Below are 15,899 nucleotides of genomic sequence, written 5' to 3' on the forward strand. Positions count from 1 at the left end.
CGACCGCTTCCGAAGGAGAACGCCGGCCATGACCGATGCCGCCATCCGCACGACCGCACTACGCAAGACCTACACCGGCGGGAACGGCCCCGTGCCCGCCGTCGACGGACTGGACCTGGAGGTGCGGCCCGGCGAGTTCTTCGGGCTGCTCGGGCCCAACGGGGCCGGCAAGTCCACCACCATGGGCATGCTCACCACCCGGATCGTCCCCACCGGGGGCAGCGCGTCCGTCGCCGGCTTCGACGTCGCGAAGAACCCCGTCGACGTACGGCAACGGATCGGTGTGGTGACCCAGGCCAACACCATGGACCGGGCCGTCAACCTCCTGGAGAACCTGGAGTTCCGCGGCCGCTTCTTCGGCATGAGCGGCAAGGAGTCGCGCCGCCGCGCCATGGAGCTCTTCGAGGAGTTCGGGCTCGCCGACGTGGCCGGCCGCCTCGACGACCACGTCTCCGGCGGCCAGTCCAAGCGGGCCATGGTCTGCCGGGCACTGATGCACCGGCCGGACGTGCTCTTCCTGGACGAGCCGACGGCCGCGATCGACCCGCAGGCCCGGCGCAGGCTCTGGGAGCTGCTGCGGGGGCTCAACGCCGCGGGGCAGACCATTCTGCTCACCACGCACTACCTCGAAGAGGCCGAGGAGCTCTGCGACCGGGTCGCCGTCGTCGACCACGGCAAGGTGCTCGCCTGCGACACCGTCGACGGCATCAAGGCGTCGGCCGGTGCGGACAGCGTCATCACGGTGACCTTCGACGGTCCGGCCGGGCCCGCGCGCGAGAGCGCGGCCAAGCTCGACGGCGTACGCCGCGTCGAGACGGACGGGGCCGAACTCAGGGTGCACGCCGCGGCCCCGGCGGACGGGCTGCTCGGCGAGCTGATCGCGGCGGGCCTGGACCACGGCCTCGCGGTCCGCAACGCCGCCACGCTGCCGCCCAGCCTGGAGACCGCCTTCCTCAACCTCACCGGACGGGAGTACCGGGAATGACCACGACCTTCGCTTCGCCGCCCCGATCGGGGCGGTTCGCCACCGGACTGCACACCTTCATGGCGCTGCTGAGCCGCGATGTCCGGGTGACCCGGCGCCAGTTGGGCTCGCTCGTGCTGCGCGCCGTCATGCAGCCGCTGGCCTTCACGTTCGGCTTCGCCTACGTCCTCCCGAAGATCGGCATGGGCGGCGGCTTCGGCGGCGGCGCACCGGGAGCGCCGAAGTTCACCACGGTGCTCGTCCCCGGCCTGATCGCCATCACCATCGCGGTGCAGGCCATCACCGCGGTGATGATCCCGCTGCTCATGGAACTCACGTACACCAAGCAGATGGAGGACCGGGCGCTGGCTCCGGTGCCGCTGTGGGTGATCGGGCTGCAGAAGATCGTCTCCGCGGCGTTCCAGGCGCTCCTCGCGGGTCTGGTGGTCTTCCCCGTGGTCCTGCTGGTGCACGCCGACGGGCAGGCGCCCGAGGTGCGGGTCCACAACTGGCCGCTGTTCGTGGTCACTCTGCTGCTGGCCTGCCTGCTGGCCGCGTGCACCGGGCTGCTGCTCGGCACCGTCTTCGACGTACAGAAGGTGCAGCACCTGTTCGCCGCGGTCATCACGCCGCTGACCGTGCTCGGCTGCGTCTACTTCCCCTGGTCGGCCCTGGAGAGCGTGACCTGGCTGAAGTACCTGACCCTGCTCAACCCGGTCGTCTACATGGGCGAGGGGCTGCGCGCCTCGCTGACGCCGGAGGTCGGGCACATGCCGATCTGGGCCATCCTCCTCGCGGAGGTGGGCGGCACCGTCCTCCTCGGCGGTCTGGCGCTGCGCAACTTCAAGCGCCGGGTGACCGGCTGACCCGGCCGCTTCACCTCCCGCCCCTCACACCACGAAGCCCCCGCGCCCTCCGGTTCTCCGGAGGGCGCGGGGGCTTCGGCGTCCGCGCCGAGGTCAGAACGGAGTCAGGACGAGGTCAGGACGGGGTCAGACGGACGGCGGCGTGCCGGGCCTGTCGTCGCGGGTGACCTTGCGCTCCTTGACCTGCCAGGCGTCGCCGACCCGGACGAGCACGTCCTCGCAGACGCAGGCGAGACGCAGCCCCGAGGGTCCCCCCTTCGGCGTGGCGAAGATCAGCGCGTAGCACCGTACGTCGAGCACCTCGGCGCCGTCCCTCGGCACCACGGACACCATGCCGTGCCAGTGCCGCCGCTGCTCCCCCGCCGCGACGAGGTCCTGGTGGGTACGGCGGACGCCCTCGGTCAGGGCGGCGCGGCCCCGGACCGGCTCGGGGAGCGTCTCGGGGTGGAAGAAGCCGTCCTCGGTGAAGGTCTGGGCCCACTCCTCGGCGAGGCCCGCATCGAGCAGGTGGAAGTGGTGGGCGTAGAACTGCTGCACCTCGGCGTAGAGCTGCGCGAAGGCGGCGCGGTCGGGCTGCGTGCGGGGCGCGGCGGTGGCAGTGGTGGCAGTGGTGGCGGTTTCGGTGGTCATGCGGTCGCTCCTTGGCAGGTGGTCGGGCATACGGTCGGGCGGATGATCTGGTTCATGGCATCGGGGCGTACGGAGCGTTCGTGCGGTGCCGCGCGGGCCCCGTACGCCAGAGGGCGGTGCCGGTCGGCGGACCGGCACCGCCCTCTGCAGTCCCCGGCTCACTCCTCCACGACGGCCACGGCGCGCGACCAGCCCGCGCCCGCGCCGGTGATCTTGACGGGGAAGGCCGAGACGTGGAAGCCGTACGGCTTCGGCAGCGCGTCGAGGTTGGTCAGCCGCTCGATCTGGCAGTACTCGCGCTCCCTGCCCGCGAAGTGGGCCGGCCACAGGACGCTCTTGTCCTTGGTCTGCGCGTACGTGTTGAGGATGTGGCCGAAGGGGGCGTCGAGGCTGAAGGCGTCGGTGCCGATGACCTTGATGCCGTAGTCGAGCAGCAGGTTGGTGGCCGAGGCGTCGAGCCCGACGAAGTCGGTGAAGTACGCCATGGTTCCCGCGTTGCGCCAGGCACCGCTGTTGATCAGCGCGATGTCGTACGGCTGCGGCTCGTAGCCGATCCGCGCCAGCTCCTTCTCGACGAACTCCGCGTCGACCGTGCCGACGCCCGCGCCGGTGAGGTCGAGGACGAAGGCCGGGCGGAAGAACCAGTCCAGCGGCATCTCGTCGATGGTGCGGGGCCGGCCGTCGGCGGCGTAGTCGGCGCGCGTGCCGTAGTGCGCGGGGGCGTCGATGTGCGTGCCGGTGTGGCTGTTGAGCGTCAGATTGTCGATGGAGAGCAGCTCGCCGTCGGGCAGGTCCGCCGGGTCGAAATCGATGCCGAAGTTCTCGCGCATCTCCTTGGCCATGTGAGCGGCACCCTCGGCCGGCGTGACGATCTCGTGGGTGACCGGCTCCGGCTCCCACTGCGAGGCGTCGATGGGGGTCGAGAGGTCGATGTAACGCACGTTCTCCTCCTAGGAGTTGCAGGTCTTGTGCTGTTCTTGAACGGGCTTCGGGGCGGCAACGGGCTTCGGGGCAGCGGTGAAGAGGTCGTCGCGCACCCGGATGTCGGGGTTGCCGAAGGCGATGCGGCGGGTGACGCGGCGGCCGAGCGGCGTGCGGCCGACCACCTTGGCGATGCGCGGGCGCACCGCGGCCGCCACCTTGCCGGTGGCGAACATGCCCTTGCTCTGCATGACCTGGAGCCGCATGACCGCGTCGATGTCGGCGGACCGCGCCTTCTCGTACGCGCCGAGCACCTCCGCCGTGGCGGTGCGTCTGCGCACCGCGTCGAGGAGCACCGGGTGCAGCACGGCGGCGTCCTGGACGGCGAGGTTGATGCCCTGGGCGCCCAGCGGGCTGTGGGTGTGGGCGGCGTCCCCGATGAGCACGAGGCCGTCGAGCGCCCACCGCTCGGCGCGGGCCGCGAAGACGTCGAGCAGGGTCAGGTCGGTGAGCACCCCGACGTGCTCCCGGATCCGGTCCGCGTACTCCGGCAGCGACCGCGCCGCGGCCTCCCGTACGTAGTCGATGCCGCGCCCGGAGATCTCCCGGTAGCTGCGGTGCGGCAGGGTCCAGCCCGCCTGGATGCTGCCGGGGAAGGAGTCGTACGCGATGACCGGGCCGCCCTCGCCGCGGTGGATGCGCACCACGCCGGAGGGCTGCTCGGACATCGGCAGCTTGAACCAGAGCACGTCCATGTCGAACACGTCGTGCCGCTGGTTGGTGATGCCGGCGAGCGCCCGAGTCTTGGAGTAGCGTCCGTCGGCGCCGACCACGCAGAGCGCCTCGACCGAGTGGCCCGCGTCGCGGCCGGTCGTGGTGACGCCGCGCACGGCGCCGCCGTCCCGTACCAGTTCCGAGAGCCCCTGGCCCGGCAGGTAGCGGAATCCGTCGAACTTCCCGCAGGAGTCGAGGAGTTCCTCGAGGAGATGGCGCTGGGGCAGGCTGAGGAGGTGGTCGTACGGGGCGGGCAGCCGCCCGTAGTCGAAGTCCATCAGGACCCGTCGGCGCTCCGTCAGGCGGAACCGGCTCAGCTCGTAGGCGCCCCGCTCCCTGGCCCCGGCCAGCACGCCGAGGCGGTCGAGGAGGGCGAGGCCGCCGGGCTGGAGGATCTCGCCGCGGTACTCGCGGTCCAGGCTGCGGCTCTTCTCCACGACCGTCACGCGGACGCCCGATCTGAGCAGGAGCAGCGCCAGGGTGAGACCCGCCGGGCCGCCCCCGACGACGCAGATGTCCGTCTCGATGTCGCTCACTTGTCGTCCTTCACGTTGTCGAACCGGGCCCTCGGACGGGGCACCGGCCTTCCGGCGGAGCGCTCAGGCACGGAGCCGCGAGCCGCCGTCCACCGCGATCACCTGGCCGTGGATCCAGGCCGCCTCGTCGGTGCAGAGCAGGGCGACGGCGTCGGCGACGTCCTCGGGCCTGGTCAGCCGTCCGGCCGGGGTCCTCGCGGCCAGGGCCCTGGCCGCCTCCGGGTTGATCCCGCCGGGGCCGCCCTTGTCGAGCTTGGCGGTGGACACGGCGTTCACCGCGATGCCCTGTCCGGCGAGCTCGGCCGCGAGGTAGCGGACGAGGCTCTCCAGCGCGGCCTTGGCGAGGCCGAGGCCCAGGTACTGCGGGACCACCGCGCGGGCGCCGAGGCTGGAGACCGCCACCACACGGCCCGCCCCGCCGGCCATCGCCTCGGCCAGTGGCGCGGCCCCGTGCAGCAGGGGGTCGAGCGCGGCGGCGACGTCCCGGTGGACGTCGGGCACCGAGGCGGCGAGGGTGCGCATCGGGTGGAAGGAGGCGGCGTTGTGCACGAAGACGTCGAGGCGGCCGTGGCGGGCGCGGATCCGCGCGAGGATCTCCGGCAGCGTGCCGGGCAGGGTGATGTCGCCCTTCACCGCGGTGGCGGTGCCCTTCAGGCCGCGCAGCGACGCGACGGCGTCCTGGGCGTCGGCGTCGCTGGTGGCGTAGTTGAGGTACACGTCGCACCCCGAGGCGCACAGCTTCCTGGCGATGGCCAGGCCGAGCCCTCGGGAGGCACCACTGATCAGGGCGACTCGCCCGTCAAGTCCCAGCGTCGAGGCCTCAGTCGGGGCATTCACGGTGTGCGCGGCGTTCGCAGCGTTCAAGGTGCTCTCGGTGCTCTCCGTGCTCTTGGTGTCTGTGGCGTTCGTGGCGTCTGTGGCGTTCGTGGTGTCCACGGCGTTCACGTCTATGGCATTCGTGGCGTTCACAGTTCCTCCGGAAGTTCTGGGCCCGTGCCCCGGGCCCGCGCCCGCGCGGCGGGGCCGGTCACGAATCGGCGGTGGCGGCCGGAACCGCTTCGCGCACCCGGTCCCCGAGCACCGGCGCGAACGCCGCCGCCAGCGCCCGCTCCGTCAGGGCCGTGCCGCGGGCGGCGACATAGCCGTCGGGGCGGACGAGGAGCCAGCCGCCGGGCACGGTGGCGAGGTCGTCGCGCAGGACGCGGTCGGGGTCGGCGAGCGGCTTCGTGCCCTCGTCGGGACCCGCCGCGCCGACGGTGCGGACCGAGAGGAAGGGGCCGTACGCCGCGGCGGCCTCGCGGGCGGCCCGCGCGGCGGCCTGGCCCCCTTCGTGGACGAGCAGGGTCCAGCGCACATCGCGCAGTTCGTCGAAGAGCGCACGCCAGCCGGTGGCGGCGGCCCGTTCGGGCATGACCTGACAGATCCGTTCACCGGGGCGCGGGCCGCGCGGGGCCGCCTCGGCGGCACGGGCGGCACGGGCGGCACCGGCGGCACCGGCCGTGGCGGTCAGCGGGCTCTCGGGATAGCCGACGTTCAGGCCGGAGACCCGGCCGAGCGCGGTGCGCTGCATCTTGACGCGCAGCGGCGCGATACGGCGTACGAGGCCGAAGACCACCGGCAGCGCGAGGCCGGCCAGCGCGTTCTTCAGGGCGACCAGCTGGGTGGCGCGCTTGGTGGAGCCGAGCAGGGCACGGCCGATCGGCACCCGCTCGGTGCCGTAGGTGTCCAGGAGGGCGTCGGCGGCCTGGCCGCGCAGCACCATCGCGAGCTTCCAGGCCAGGTTGTACGCCTCCTGGATGCCGGTGTTCATGCCCTGGCCGGAGGCGGGGCTGTGCACGTGCGCGGCGTCACCGGCCACGAGGACCCGGCCGAGCCGCATGGACGGCACCATCCGCTGCTGGGCGGTGAAGACGGAGACCCAGCCGGGGCGTGCGACCCGCACCGGGTGACCGACGCCCGCGCTGAGCTTGCGGGCGAAGCGGGCGGCGACCGCCTCGCCGTCCCCGTCGTAGTCGACGTCGACGGTGTCGAGCATCCGCCAGCGGTTCTCGCCGGGCATCGGCGCCATCATCAGGGTGCCGCCCTCGGCACGGATCAAGTAGATGCTGTTGGGCGGCAGTTCGGTCTCGACGGTGGCGTCGGCGAGCAGCCAGGTCTCGTTGGACTCGCCGATCAGCGGCAGCCCGAGCACCTTGCGTACGGTGCTGTGGCCGCCGTCGGCGCCGACCAGCCACGGCACGTCCACGCTCTCCGCGGTGCCGTCGGCGTGCCGCAGGGTGGCGGTGACGCCCTCCGCACGGCGGCTGAAGGTCTCCAGGCGCACGCCCCACTCGGGGGTCACGCCGAGCCCGGCGAGCGCGGTGCGCAGCACCTCCTCGGTGGTGACCTGGTCGATGGTGACGGTGAAGGGGAAGCGGGTGGGGCTGGCGCCGTAGTCGGCGTCGAGCCGGGCGAGGCGCCGCCCGTTCTGGAACACGGTGAACGCGGTGATCCGCCGCGACCGGGCGAGCATCTCGTCGAGCACGCCGATCTGGTCGTACGTCTCCAAGGTCCGTGGATGGGTGGCGATGGCCCGGCTGGTGGTGGCCGGGCCGTCGGCCCCGTCCACCAGCCGCACCCTGACGCCTCGCCTGGTGAGTTCGTAGGCGGCGGTGAGACCGACCGGGCCGGCGCCGACAACAAGGACTTCAACGGTTTCCTGCACGTGTTCTCACGCCTTCCTCTCGTACTGACCGCCGCCCGGGGTTCAGGCCGCGGGGGCCTCGCTGTCGTGGAGCAGCTCGTACAGGTCGGGGGACGGCTTCTCGATGACGCCGGCCAGCGCCTGGACGCGGCTGCGGAAGCCCTCGCTGGTGACGGCGCGGACGTGGTCCTCGGGCTTCTCCCACTCCGCGATCTCGACGAAGACGTTGGGGCGGCGCAGCGAGCGGAGCATCTTGTGGCCGATGTAGCCGGGCTGTTCGCGCATGTACTCGGTGATGCCTGCGGTGATGCGCTCGAAGTCCTCGGTGGAGCCGATGACCTTGAGTTCGTTGATGAGCGTGGCCATTTCTTTTCCTCTTTCCTTGGTTTCTTCCGTGGGTCTTCCGTGGGTCTTCCGCGGTTGCTTCCGCGGGTTTTCGCAGGGGCTTCTCAGACGCCGAGCGTGTCCCTGCGCAGTCGGCGGCGCTGGACCTTGCCGCCGGGGCCGCGCGGCACGGCCGTGACCGCGTCGATGTAGCGGATCCGCTGGAACGGCGCCAGGTGGCGGTTGACGGCCTCGGCCACGTCGGCGGGTTCGACGTCCCCGGCGAGCACCACGAGGGCGTGCGTGACGGCGCCGCTGAACTCGTCGGGGTGGCCGAAGACCACGCAGTCGCGGACGGCGGGGTGCCGGGCCAGTACGCCCTCCACCTCGGCGGGCGCGACGATCTCGTTGTCGCACTTGAAGACGTCGCCGAGCCGGTCGGCGACGAACAGGTAGCCGTCCCCGTCCAGATGGCCGACGTCGCGGGTGGAGAACCAGCCGTCCGCCTCGAACTCCGCGCCCCCGTCCGGCCCTTGGTACCCGGACATCAGCTGCGGTCCCCTGATCTGGATCTCGCCGCGCGCTCCGGCGCCGAGCACCCGCCGGGTCTCGATGTCCACCACCCGCACCTCGGTGCCCGCGACCGGGGGGCCGCAGGAGCCGGGCCTGGGGCGCTCGGGCAGGTCCAGGGTGACGGTCGGGGACGCCTCGGCGAGGCCGTACCCCTGCACCACCGGGAAGCCGAAGTGCTCGGCGAGGACGCGCGCGGGACCGGGCGGCAGCGCCGAGCCGCCGCAGAAGATGCCGCGCACCGTCCGGGGCTTCAGCCTCGCGAGGCCGGGATCGGCCGCCATCCTGGCCAGCCGCACGGGGATGCTGAACCAGTGGGTCGCGCCGTGCTCGTCGGCCGCGGCGACGGCGGCCGCGGGGTCGCCGTCCGGGCAGAGCACCTGGGTGGCACCGGCCCACACCGCCGAGTTGAGATGCATGATGTGGAACAGCGGCAGCTGGTTGAGGGTGACACAGGTGTCGTCGAGCCCCTGCCCCTGCGCCGTCTGCGCGGCGTTCGCGGTGAGGCCGCGGTGGCTGAGGCGGACGGCCCGGGGGGCTCCGGTGGTCCCGCTGGTGAAGTGCAGACAGGCCGTCGCGTCCAGGTCGGGCACCCCGGCGCCGGAGGCGCCGGAGACCGCCGACGCACCAGACGCGCCCGACGCGGCCGATGCCTGCGTCGCCTCGTCGAGCAGCGTGTCGAGGGCGAGCGTCCCTTCGGGCGGGGCGGCCTCCCCGTCGAGCACGACCACGGTCGCCAGGTCCGGCAGCCGGTCCCGCAGCGGCGCGATCTTCTCGGCCATCTCCCGGGTGAGGAAGGCGAGCCGGGCGCCGGACGCGGCGAGGACGTGGCACAGCGCCTCGCCGCCGACGAGCGGATTGAGCGTCACGGCCGTACCGCCGCCGCGGGCCACGCCGTAGTAGAGGGGGGCGAAGACCGGATCGAGGACGGTGGCCACGCCGATCACCGCGCCGGGCCCGGCCGCACCGGCCACGGCCGCCGCGCAACGGGCCGTCCGTGCCTCCAACTCCGCGAAGGTCCAGGCCTGTTGGCCGCGGCGCAGCGCCACCCGGTCGGGCCAGCGCCCGGCGGCCCGCCGCGGCAGGTCACCCAGCGGAAGCCGGGGCAGCTCCAGGGGCCGCCGCCAGCGGTCGGCCGTCGCAACGTGCTCGGCCGTCGCGCCCTGCCCGGTCGACGCGACGCGTTCGGCCGTCGCGCCCTGCTCAGCCGTCGCACCCTGCCCGGTCGCCGCGCCCTGCTCGGCCTTCGCGCCGTCAGGCATGCGTACGCTCCTGCGCGCGGCGCTCGTAGCGCTCCTCCGCGTACTCCTTGGCGGCCCGGAGGTTGGCCACGCTGTTGGCGCTGAGCGCCTTGCGCAGATAGCGGCGGGCGTCCTGCACGGTGGCCCCCGGGGCGAGCAGGTCGAGCGCGGCCGGGTTGATGGTGGCCGTGTGACGGGCGCTCGCGACGACGCCCTCGGGCGTCTCGGTGAACAGCCAGTGCCCGGTGTGGGCGGTGAGCAGCGGGGCCAGGCTGATCTGCTTGTAGACGATCTTGTTGTACGGGGTGCAGACGCGCACCGAACGGGTGGTGTGCGCACGCCCGTCGGGGCTGAGGGTGTCCATGTCGAAGAACTGGATGCCGGGCACGTCCTCGGTCATGTCGATCCGGGTGACGTGCGGGAAGCGCTCCGGCCACTCGCGGGCGCGGTAGAGCAGGGCGTACGAGTCCTCGGCGGTGCCTCCGATGAACAGCGGGTCCTCGAAGGAGATCGTGAGCTCCGCAAGCTCCTCGCGGCACTCCGCCGCGTACCTGAGCTCGCCGAGCTGCACTTCGCAGTGCCGGTCGATGCCCGCGGCCATCGCCTCGACGGCGGGGGCGGGCATGTCGGCCGCCGGTGTGAAGACATGACGCACCGTCAGCACGCTGGTGCCGTCCGCCCGCTCCACCACCTGCCACTCGCCGCCGGACTCGGTGGCGGGGCCCGCGGGCGGGTCGTTGCGGAACGCGATCCGCAGGCCTTCGTGGTCCAGCGTGCGGTGCGAGGTCCAGGCTGCCACCTGGTCGGTGCCGCGCACCGCCCAGATCCGCGCCTCGTCGGCGGCGTCACCGCGCGCCGTGCGCTCCACATGGGCCACCGAACCGAGCAGTTGGGGCCAGCGCTCGACATCGACGACGAGATCGAACACGACCTCCGCGGGCGCCTGGACCTCGACGCTCCGCTCGACGACTTGGGGTTCCGGCTTCGACACGGCCAGTCCTCTCGATCAGGGGTCGGGTGGCGGCTTGCCACCGCGTCGCACGTTCGCAACCCCGGATCCAAGGTCACTGGAGGCGCACTGGACGCCGTAAGGACGGCCGGGACCAGGGCAGTTGAGGGTCGACCGGACCTCTAGCCGGTCCCGTCAGGCTGGGCCCCCACGGAAGCGGGCCCCTACGGAAGGACGCCATGGAACGCAAGCAGCTGGGCACCGGCGGCCCCCTCGTCTCCGCCATCGGCTGGGGCTGTCTGGGCCTGACGGGCGGCTACGGCGGCATCGAGGAAGCCGCCGCGCTCGATCTCGTGCGGGAGGTCGTCGACCGCGGTGTCACGTTCCTCGACACCGCCGACTTCTACGGCGGCGGCAGCGTGGAGCGGCTCCTCGGGCGCGCCCTGGCCGGACGGCGCGACGAGGCCGTGCTCGCCACCCGCGGCGGCGCGGTCTTCTCCGGTCCCGGACGGCCCACCGCGTTCGACGGTTCGCCCCGGTTCCTGCGCCGGGCCTGCGAGGCCTCGCTGCGACGGCTCGGCACCGACCGCATCGACCTGTACTACCTGGCCAGGGTGGACCCGGCGGTGCCGGTGGAGGAGAGCGTCGGCGGTCTCGCGGAGCTGGTGGCCGAGGGGAAGATCGGCCACATCGGCCTGTCCGAGGTCTCCGCGGACGTACTGCGCCGGGCCCACGCGGTCCACCCGGTCGCGGCGGTCGCCACCGAGTACTCGCTGTGGTCGCGCGACGTGGAGGACGAGGTGCTGCCGACGGCCCGGGAGCTCGGCGTGGGCCTGGTGGCCTGCAGCCCGCTCGGGCGCGGCTTCCTCACCGGCACGCTGGCCGCCGACGGACTCGCGGCGGACGACTACCGGCGCAACCACCCGCGCTTCGAACCGGCCAACGCCCGGCACAACCGGACCCTGCTCGCCGAGGCCGCCGCGGTCGCCGCCGACGCGGGCGTCCCGCTCGACCGGATCGCGCTCGCCTGGGTGCTCGGCCAGGGCACGGACGTCGTCCCGATCCCCGGCACCGTGCGCCGCGCCCACCTCCTGGAGAACATCGCGGCCGCCGCCGAGCGGCTCGGCCCCGCTCACCTGGAGCGGCTCGCCGCCTGCTTCCCGGCCGACGCGGTCGCCGGATCCCGGCTCCCGCAACGGCCCGCACGCCCCCGACCCGCCTGATCCCCCCTGCCCTGCACAGCGGAGCCGGACGCAGAGCCGGACGGCTCCATTCCGACCCCACCGAGGCTCCAGGGCCGACGGCCACCATCGTCCCGCCGCCGGGACCCGACCCACAGCGAAAGGCTCGCATGAAGTACGACGACGTGTACGTCGCCGGCAACGGAAGCCGGCTGCCGCCCGCGCTGACCGTGGCCGACGCGGCCGCCCTCGGCCAGTGCCGCACCGAGCAGGTGGCGCGCACCGACTTCGTCTCGGCCACGGTCTCCGCCGACGAGGCGGCCCCCGAAATGGCCGCGCACGCCGCCCGCCAGGCCCTGGAGCGCTCCGGTCTCGCTCCCGGCGACATCGAGCTGCTGCTGTACGCCAACGTCTACTACCAGGGCCACGACATGTGGCCGCCCGCCTCCTACGTACAGCGGGTCGCCCTCGGCAACAGCTGCCCCGCCGTCGAGATCCGGCAGATGTCCAACGGCGGGATGGCCGCCCTCGAACTGGCCGCCACCCATCTCACCGCGGCCCACGGCCCCTCGGCCGTGCTGACCGCCGCCGCCGACCGGTTCTGCGCGCCGGGCATCGACCGCTGGTTCAGCGACCCCGGCACCGTGTTCGGGGACGGCGCCGCCGCCCTGGTGCTCTCCAACCAGGACGGCTACGCCCGGCTGGTCAGCCTGAGCACGGTCTCCGACCCGGAGCTCGAGGGCATGCACCGCGGCACCGACCCGTTCGGCCCCGCGCCCTTCACGCTGCGCACCCCGCTGGACGTGAAGGCCTGCCAGAAGGGGTTCCTCGCCACCGCGAGCATGAGCGAGACGGTCACCCGCAGCGCCGCCGGTCAGCGCGAGGCGCTCCAGCGGGCGCTCAAGGACGCGGAGACCGAGCTCGACGCCATCGACTGGTTCGTCCTGCCGCACTTCGGACGGCGCCGCTTCGACGCCAACTACGCCGCCCCGCTCGGCATCGACCCGGACCGCACCGCCTGGTCCTGGTTCCGGACCGTGGGCCACCTCGGCGCGGGCGACCAGTTCGCCAGCCTCGGCCACCTCGTGGACACCGGAACCGTGAGGCCCGGCGACCGCTGCCTGCTGATGGGGATCGGCGCCGGATTCACCTGGTCGAGCGCCGTCGTCGACATCCTCCGCCGGCCCGCCTGGGCCACGTACGACAACTGAGCCGAAGGGACCGATCCGTATGGGATCCGCCATCGGGCACCCGGTATCGCAAGGGGCGCCCGCCATCTCCGCCGAGGGCGTCTCGAAACGCTACGGGGAGGTCCACGCCGTGACCGGCATCGACTTCCGGGTCGAGCCCGGCCAGGCCGTCGGGCTGCTCGGCCCCAACGGCGCCGGCAAGTCGACCACCCTGGACATGCTGCTCGGGCTGATCCGCCCCGACTCCGGGCGGGTCGGGCTCTTCGGGCTGCGGCCCGCAGAGGCCATCCGCGAGGGCCGGGTCGGCGCGATGCTGCAGAGCGGCGGGCTGATGCCCGAGGTGAAGGTCCGCGACCTCATCCGCCTGGTGCACCGTCTCGCCCGGCATCCGCTGCCGATCGCGGAGATCATGCGCCAGGCCGACATCGAGGACATCGCCGGCCACCGGGTGGACAAGCTCTCCGGGGGCCAGCGCCAGCGCATCCGCTTCGCGCTGGCCATCGTGGAGGACCCCGACCTGATCGTGCTCGACGAGCCCACCGCGGGCATGGACGTCGCCGCCCGCAACCGGTTCTGGGAGAACATGCGCGCCCAGACGCGGGCCGGGCGGACCCTGCTGTTCGCCACCCACTACATGGAGGAGGCCGACAGCGCGGCGGACCGGATCCTGGTGATGCACCAGGGCCGGCTGCTCGCCGACTCCACCCCGGCCGCGATGAAGGCCCGTACCGGACTGCGCCGGCTCACCTTCTCCTCCGCCACCGCGGCCCTCGACGACCTGCACCGGCTGCCCGGCGTCGTCCAGGCCCAGCTGCGACACGAGTCGGTGGAGCTGCACAGCTCCGACTCCGACGCCACCGTCGAGGCCCTGGTCCTCGGCGAACTGCGGCCGCGGGACCTGGAGATCACCGGCCTCGGCCTGGAGCAGGCCTATCTGAGCCTGACGGCCGAGGCCTCGGCCGAGCCGGATCCCGGTGGCACCGGCCCGGACTCCCCCCGCACGAACTCCGACAAGGAGAAGGTCCGTTGACCGTCATGCTGGAACTGGAGATCAAGCGCGCCTTCAAGGACTGGCGCTTCATCCTGTTCACGATCGGCATGCCGATCGTGATCTACCTGTCGACCGCCCGGGGGCACGACTCGTCCCTCGGCGGCACATCGGCCGCCAACTACCTGCTGGTCTCCATGGCGGTGTTCAGCGCCATCGGCGCCGCCCTGAACACCGGCGGACCACGGATCGCCGCCGAGCGCGAGGTGGGGTGGACCCGGCAGCTGCGGCTGACCTCGATGACCAGCAGTCAGTACATCGCCGTGAAGGTGCTGACCGCCGCGGTGGTCAGCCTGAGCGCCACGGTGGCCATCTTCGCCTTCGGCGGGCTGCTCAACGGCGTACGGATGCCCGCCTCGCACTGGCTCGGCTCCACCGTCGCGGTGTGGCTCGGCAGCCTGGTCTTCTGCGCGCTGAGCGTGATGCTCGGCTACATGTTCAACACCACGTCCATCACCATCGGGCTGATGGTGGTGAACATGGGCTTCTCCATGGTGGGCGGGCTGTTCTGGCCGGTGGAGCTCTTCCCGTCCTGGATGCGGACGGTCGCCGAGCTGACCCCCACGTACCACCTGGCCGAACTGGGGCACCACGCCCAGCTCGGCGAGGCCCCCGCGGTCTCCGACGTCCTGGTGCTCGGCGCCTATCTCGCCCTGTTCGGTGCCCTCGCCGCCTGGATGTACCGCCGTGACGAGGTCCGCGTCTGACCCGCGCCCCGGCCCGAACGCCGACGGCCCGCCCGGAGATCCGGGCGGGCCGTCGGCGTTCGGGCGACCGCTCAGCGCGCCGCCGCCAGCTCCTCCAGACGCGGGACGAGGCGCAGCGGGCTCGGCAGCTCGCCGGACTCCCGGCGCAGCGCGGCCGCCGCCGTACGGTACGAGGCCCGTCCGAGCAGTTCCGCGACCGCGGCCCGCGCCGACGCCACGTCCACCCGGTGGGCGGGCAGGTCGATCGCCGCGCCCGTGGCCGCCACCCGACGGCTGTTGAGGAACTGGTCCATCGCGCAGGGCAGCGCGAGCTGCGGCACCCCGGCGGCGACCGCCGTCATCACGGTGCCCGCACCGCCGTGGTGCACCACGGCGTCGCAGTGCGGCAGCAGCAGATGCAGCGGCGTCTGCTCCAGGACCCTTACGGATTCCGGCAGTTCACCCAGGGCCCGGACGTCGTCCGCGTTGGCGGTGAGGACCACCTCCGCGCCGAGGCCCGCGACCGCCTCGACCACGTCGGGCAGCACGAACGCCTGCGGGCCCACCATCCGGGTGGCCGAGTTCCCCCACACCACACAGACCCGCGGCCGCTCCGAGCGGCCCGGACTCCGTCTCACCTCCGCGCCGGGTCCGTTGTACGGCACGTAGCGCATCGGCAGCCGGGTCGCGGAGGTCGGCGGGCGCAGGGCGGCGGGGCAGGGATCGATGACGTACTCGATGAAGTCGGGCCTGAAGTCGCCCGCCCCGTGGCGGCGGAACGCGCCGGTGGGGTCCTCGGGCCGCAGCCGCAGACCGGGCTCGTCCTCCTCGGTGCCGACCGGGCCCCACAGGTGGAGCACCGAGGGCACGCCGAGCACCCGGGCCGCCAACACCCCTTCCAGGCTGAGCAGTTCGTGGACCACCAGGTCGGGGCGCCACTGCCGGGCGAAGTCGACGACCGCGTCGAAGCCCTGCCGGGTCGGCTCGGCGAGCCTGCCGCCGCTCTCCCTGGCGAACTCGGCGAAGGAGAAGTCGCCGAGCGCGCCCATCGGTTCGCCGGTGACCGGGTGCGGGGGCAGTGCGGGGTAGGGCCAGCTGCCCTCCTGGGCGTTCCACACATTCTGCAGGCGGCCGAGGAAGACCATGTCGACCTCGCCGAGGACCGGTGCCGGGGTCAGCCCCGCCCTCGCGATCCCCTCGCTCTGGGACGGCGCGCACGCCACCCGCACCTCGTGCCCCGCGGACCGCAGGGCCCAGCCGAGGGGCACCAGCGGATACCAGTGCCCTCTCCAGGCGGAAACGGTGAACAGCACACGCACGTGGCGCCCTCCTCAGG

15 protein-coding genes are annotated in these 15,899 nt (G+C 73.1%); 6 read left to right on the forward strand and 9 right to left on the reverse strand.

Features of this window, described 5'->3' with window-relative positions:
* Positions 1-28: 28 nt before the first annotated feature.
* Together ACZ4D5_RS37210 and ACZ4D5_RS37215 are read left to right on the forward strand one after the other, a co-directional pair.
* Positions 29-985, forward strand: coding sequence for an ABC transporter ATP-binding protein (locus ACZ4D5_RS37210; protein ID WP_467776896.1), 957 nt, complete (start codon positions 29-31; stop codon positions 983-985).
* A complete protein-coding gene (locus tag ACZ4D5_RS37215; RefSeq protein ID WP_467776897.1) occupies positions 982-1,830 on the forward strand; it encodes an ABC transporter permease in 849 nt (282 codons plus the stop codon). The genes ACZ4D5_RS37210 and ACZ4D5_RS37215 overlap by 4 nt, the downstream gene beginning before the upstream one ends.
* A 126-nt stretch (positions 1,831-1,956) precedes the next feature.
* Here the strand turns inward: ACZ4D5_RS37215 and ACZ4D5_RS37220 are convergent, their stop codons facing one another.
* The 8 genes from ACZ4D5_RS37220 to ACZ4D5_RS37255 all read right to left on the reverse strand — a co-directional run bounded on the left by ACZ4D5_RS37220 (position 1,957) and on the right by ACZ4D5_RS37255 (position 10,500).
* Entirely contained in the window at positions 1,957-2,460 is a 504-nt protein-coding gene (locus tag ACZ4D5_RS37220) for a nuclear transport factor 2 family protein (protein ID WP_467776898.1), read from the reverse strand.
* Positions 2,461-2,618: 158 nt separating this feature from the next.
* Positions 2,619-3,401 carry a cyclase family protein gene (locus ACZ4D5_RS37225; RefSeq protein ID WP_467776899.1) on the reverse strand — a complete coding sequence of 261 codons (783 nt, stop codon included), beginning with the start codon at positions 3,399-3,401 and terminating at the stop codon, positions 2,619-2,621.
* A gap of 9 nt (positions 3,402-3,410) precedes the next feature.
* Positions 3,411-4,691 carry an FAD-dependent monooxygenase gene (locus tag ACZ4D5_RS37230; RefSeq protein WP_467776900.1) on the reverse strand — a complete coding sequence of 427 codons (1,281 nt, stop codon included), beginning with the start codon at positions 4,689-4,691 and terminating at the stop codon, positions 3,411-3,413.
* 63 nt (positions 4,692-4,754) lie between these two features.
* Positions 4,755-5,660 (reverse strand): SDR family oxidoreductase, encoded by a 906-nt coding sequence (locus ACZ4D5_RS37235; protein ID WP_467776901.1) that lies wholly within the window; start codon positions 5,658-5,660, stop codon positions 4,755-4,757.
* Positions 5,661-5,718: 58 nt separating this feature from the next.
* Complete coding sequence (locus ACZ4D5_RS37240; protein WP_467776902.1) at positions 5,719-7,395, reverse strand: FAD-dependent oxidoreductase; 1,677 nt, start codon at positions 7,393-7,395, stop codon at positions 5,719-5,721.
* Between the two features lie 42 nt (positions 7,396-7,437).
* Complete coding sequence (locus ACZ4D5_RS37245) at positions 7,438-7,740, reverse strand: antibiotic biosynthesis monooxygenase family protein (RefSeq protein WP_467776903.1); 303 nt, start codon at positions 7,738-7,740, stop codon at positions 7,438-7,440.
* Between the two features lie 83 nt (positions 7,741-7,823).
* Positions 7,824-9,530: a class I adenylate-forming enzyme family protein gene (locus ACZ4D5_RS37250; protein WP_467776904.1), complete on the reverse strand. Its 1,707-nt coding sequence runs from the start codon at positions 9,528-9,530 to the stop codon at positions 7,824-7,826.
* On the reverse strand, positions 9,523-10,500 hold the full coding sequence (locus tag ACZ4D5_RS37255; protein WP_467776905.1) for an aromatase/cyclase: 978 nt from the start codon (positions 10,498-10,500) through the stop codon (positions 9,523-9,525). The genes ACZ4D5_RS37250 and ACZ4D5_RS37255 overlap by 8 nt, the downstream gene beginning before the upstream one ends.
* 197 nt (positions 10,501-10,697) lie before the next feature.
* Between ACZ4D5_RS37255 and ACZ4D5_RS37260 the strand changes: the two genes are divergently transcribed.
* From ACZ4D5_RS37260 to ACZ4D5_RS37275, 4 genes are all read left to right on the forward strand, one after another.
* Positions 10,698-11,681 carry an aldo/keto reductase gene (locus ACZ4D5_RS37260; RefSeq protein ID WP_467776906.1) on the forward strand — a complete coding sequence of 328 codons (984 nt, stop codon included), beginning with the start codon at positions 10,698-10,700 and terminating at the stop codon, positions 11,679-11,681.
* 128 nt (positions 11,682-11,809) lie between these two features.
* Positions 11,810-12,850, forward strand: coding sequence for a ketoacyl-ACP synthase III family protein (locus tag ACZ4D5_RS37265; protein ID WP_467776907.1), 1,041 nt, complete (start codon positions 11,810-11,812; stop codon positions 12,848-12,850).
* A 19-nt stretch (positions 12,851-12,869) separates the two neighbouring features.
* On the forward strand, positions 12,870-13,859 hold the full coding sequence (locus ACZ4D5_RS37270; RefSeq protein ID WP_467776908.1) for an ABC transporter ATP-binding protein: 990 nt from the start codon (positions 12,870-12,872) through the stop codon (positions 13,857-13,859).
* 5 nt (positions 13,860-13,864) lie between these two features.
* Positions 13,865-14,584, forward strand: coding sequence for an ABC transporter permease (locus ACZ4D5_RS37275; protein ID WP_467776975.1), 720 nt, complete (start codon positions 13,865-13,867; stop codon positions 14,582-14,584).
* A 71-nt stretch (positions 14,585-14,655) separates the two neighbouring features.
* Here the strand turns inward: ACZ4D5_RS37275 and ACZ4D5_RS37280 are convergent, their stop codons facing one another.
* Positions 14,656-15,882 carry a nucleotide disphospho-sugar-binding domain-containing protein gene (locus tag ACZ4D5_RS37280; RefSeq protein ID WP_467776909.1) on the reverse strand — a complete coding sequence of 409 codons (1,227 nt, stop codon included), beginning with the start codon at positions 15,880-15,882 and terminating at the stop codon, positions 14,656-14,658.
* Positions 15,883-15,899: the final 17 nt, after the last annotated feature.

The sequence above is a fragment of the Streptomyces sp. NPDC025651 genome (assembly GCF_055558735.1).

What these genes read in the sequence shown, in the direction of transcription:
- ACZ4D5_RS37210 (WP_467776896.1), top strand. Translation starts at nt 29, where the DNA reads ATGACCGATGCCGCCATCCGCACGACCGCACTACGCAAGACCTACACC.
- ACZ4D5_RS37215 (WP_467776897.1), top strand. Translation starts at nt 982, where the DNA reads ATGACCACGACCTTCGCTTCGCCGCCCCGATCGGGGCGGTTCGCCACC.
- ACZ4D5_RS37220 (WP_467776898.1), bottom strand. Translation starts at nt 2,460, where the DNA reads ATGACCACCGAAACCGCCACCACTGCCACCACTGCCACCGCCGCGCCC.
- ACZ4D5_RS37245 (WP_467776903.1), bottom strand. Translation starts at nt 7,740, where the DNA reads ATGGCCACGCTCATCAACGAACTCAAGGTCATCGGCTCCACCGAGGAC.
- ACZ4D5_RS37250 (WP_467776904.1), bottom strand. Translation starts at nt 9,530, where the DNA reads ATGCCTGACGGCGCGAAGGCCGAGCAGGGCGCGGCGACCGGGCAGGGT.
- ACZ4D5_RS37260 (WP_467776906.1), top strand. Translation starts at nt 10,698, where the DNA reads ATGGAACGCAAGCAGCTGGGCACCGGCGGCCCCCTCGTCTCCGCCATC.
- ACZ4D5_RS37265 (WP_467776907.1), top strand. Translation starts at nt 11,810, where the DNA reads ATGAAGTACGACGACGTGTACGTCGCCGGCAACGGAAGCCGGCTGCCG.
- ACZ4D5_RS37270 (WP_467776908.1), top strand. Translation starts at nt 12,870, where the DNA reads ATGGGATCCGCCATCGGGCACCCGGTATCGCAAGGGGCGCCCGCCATC.
- ACZ4D5_RS37275 (WP_467776975.1), top strand. Translation starts at nt 13,865, where the DNA reads ATGCTGGAACTGGAGATCAAGCGCGCCTTCAAGGACTGGCGCTTCATC.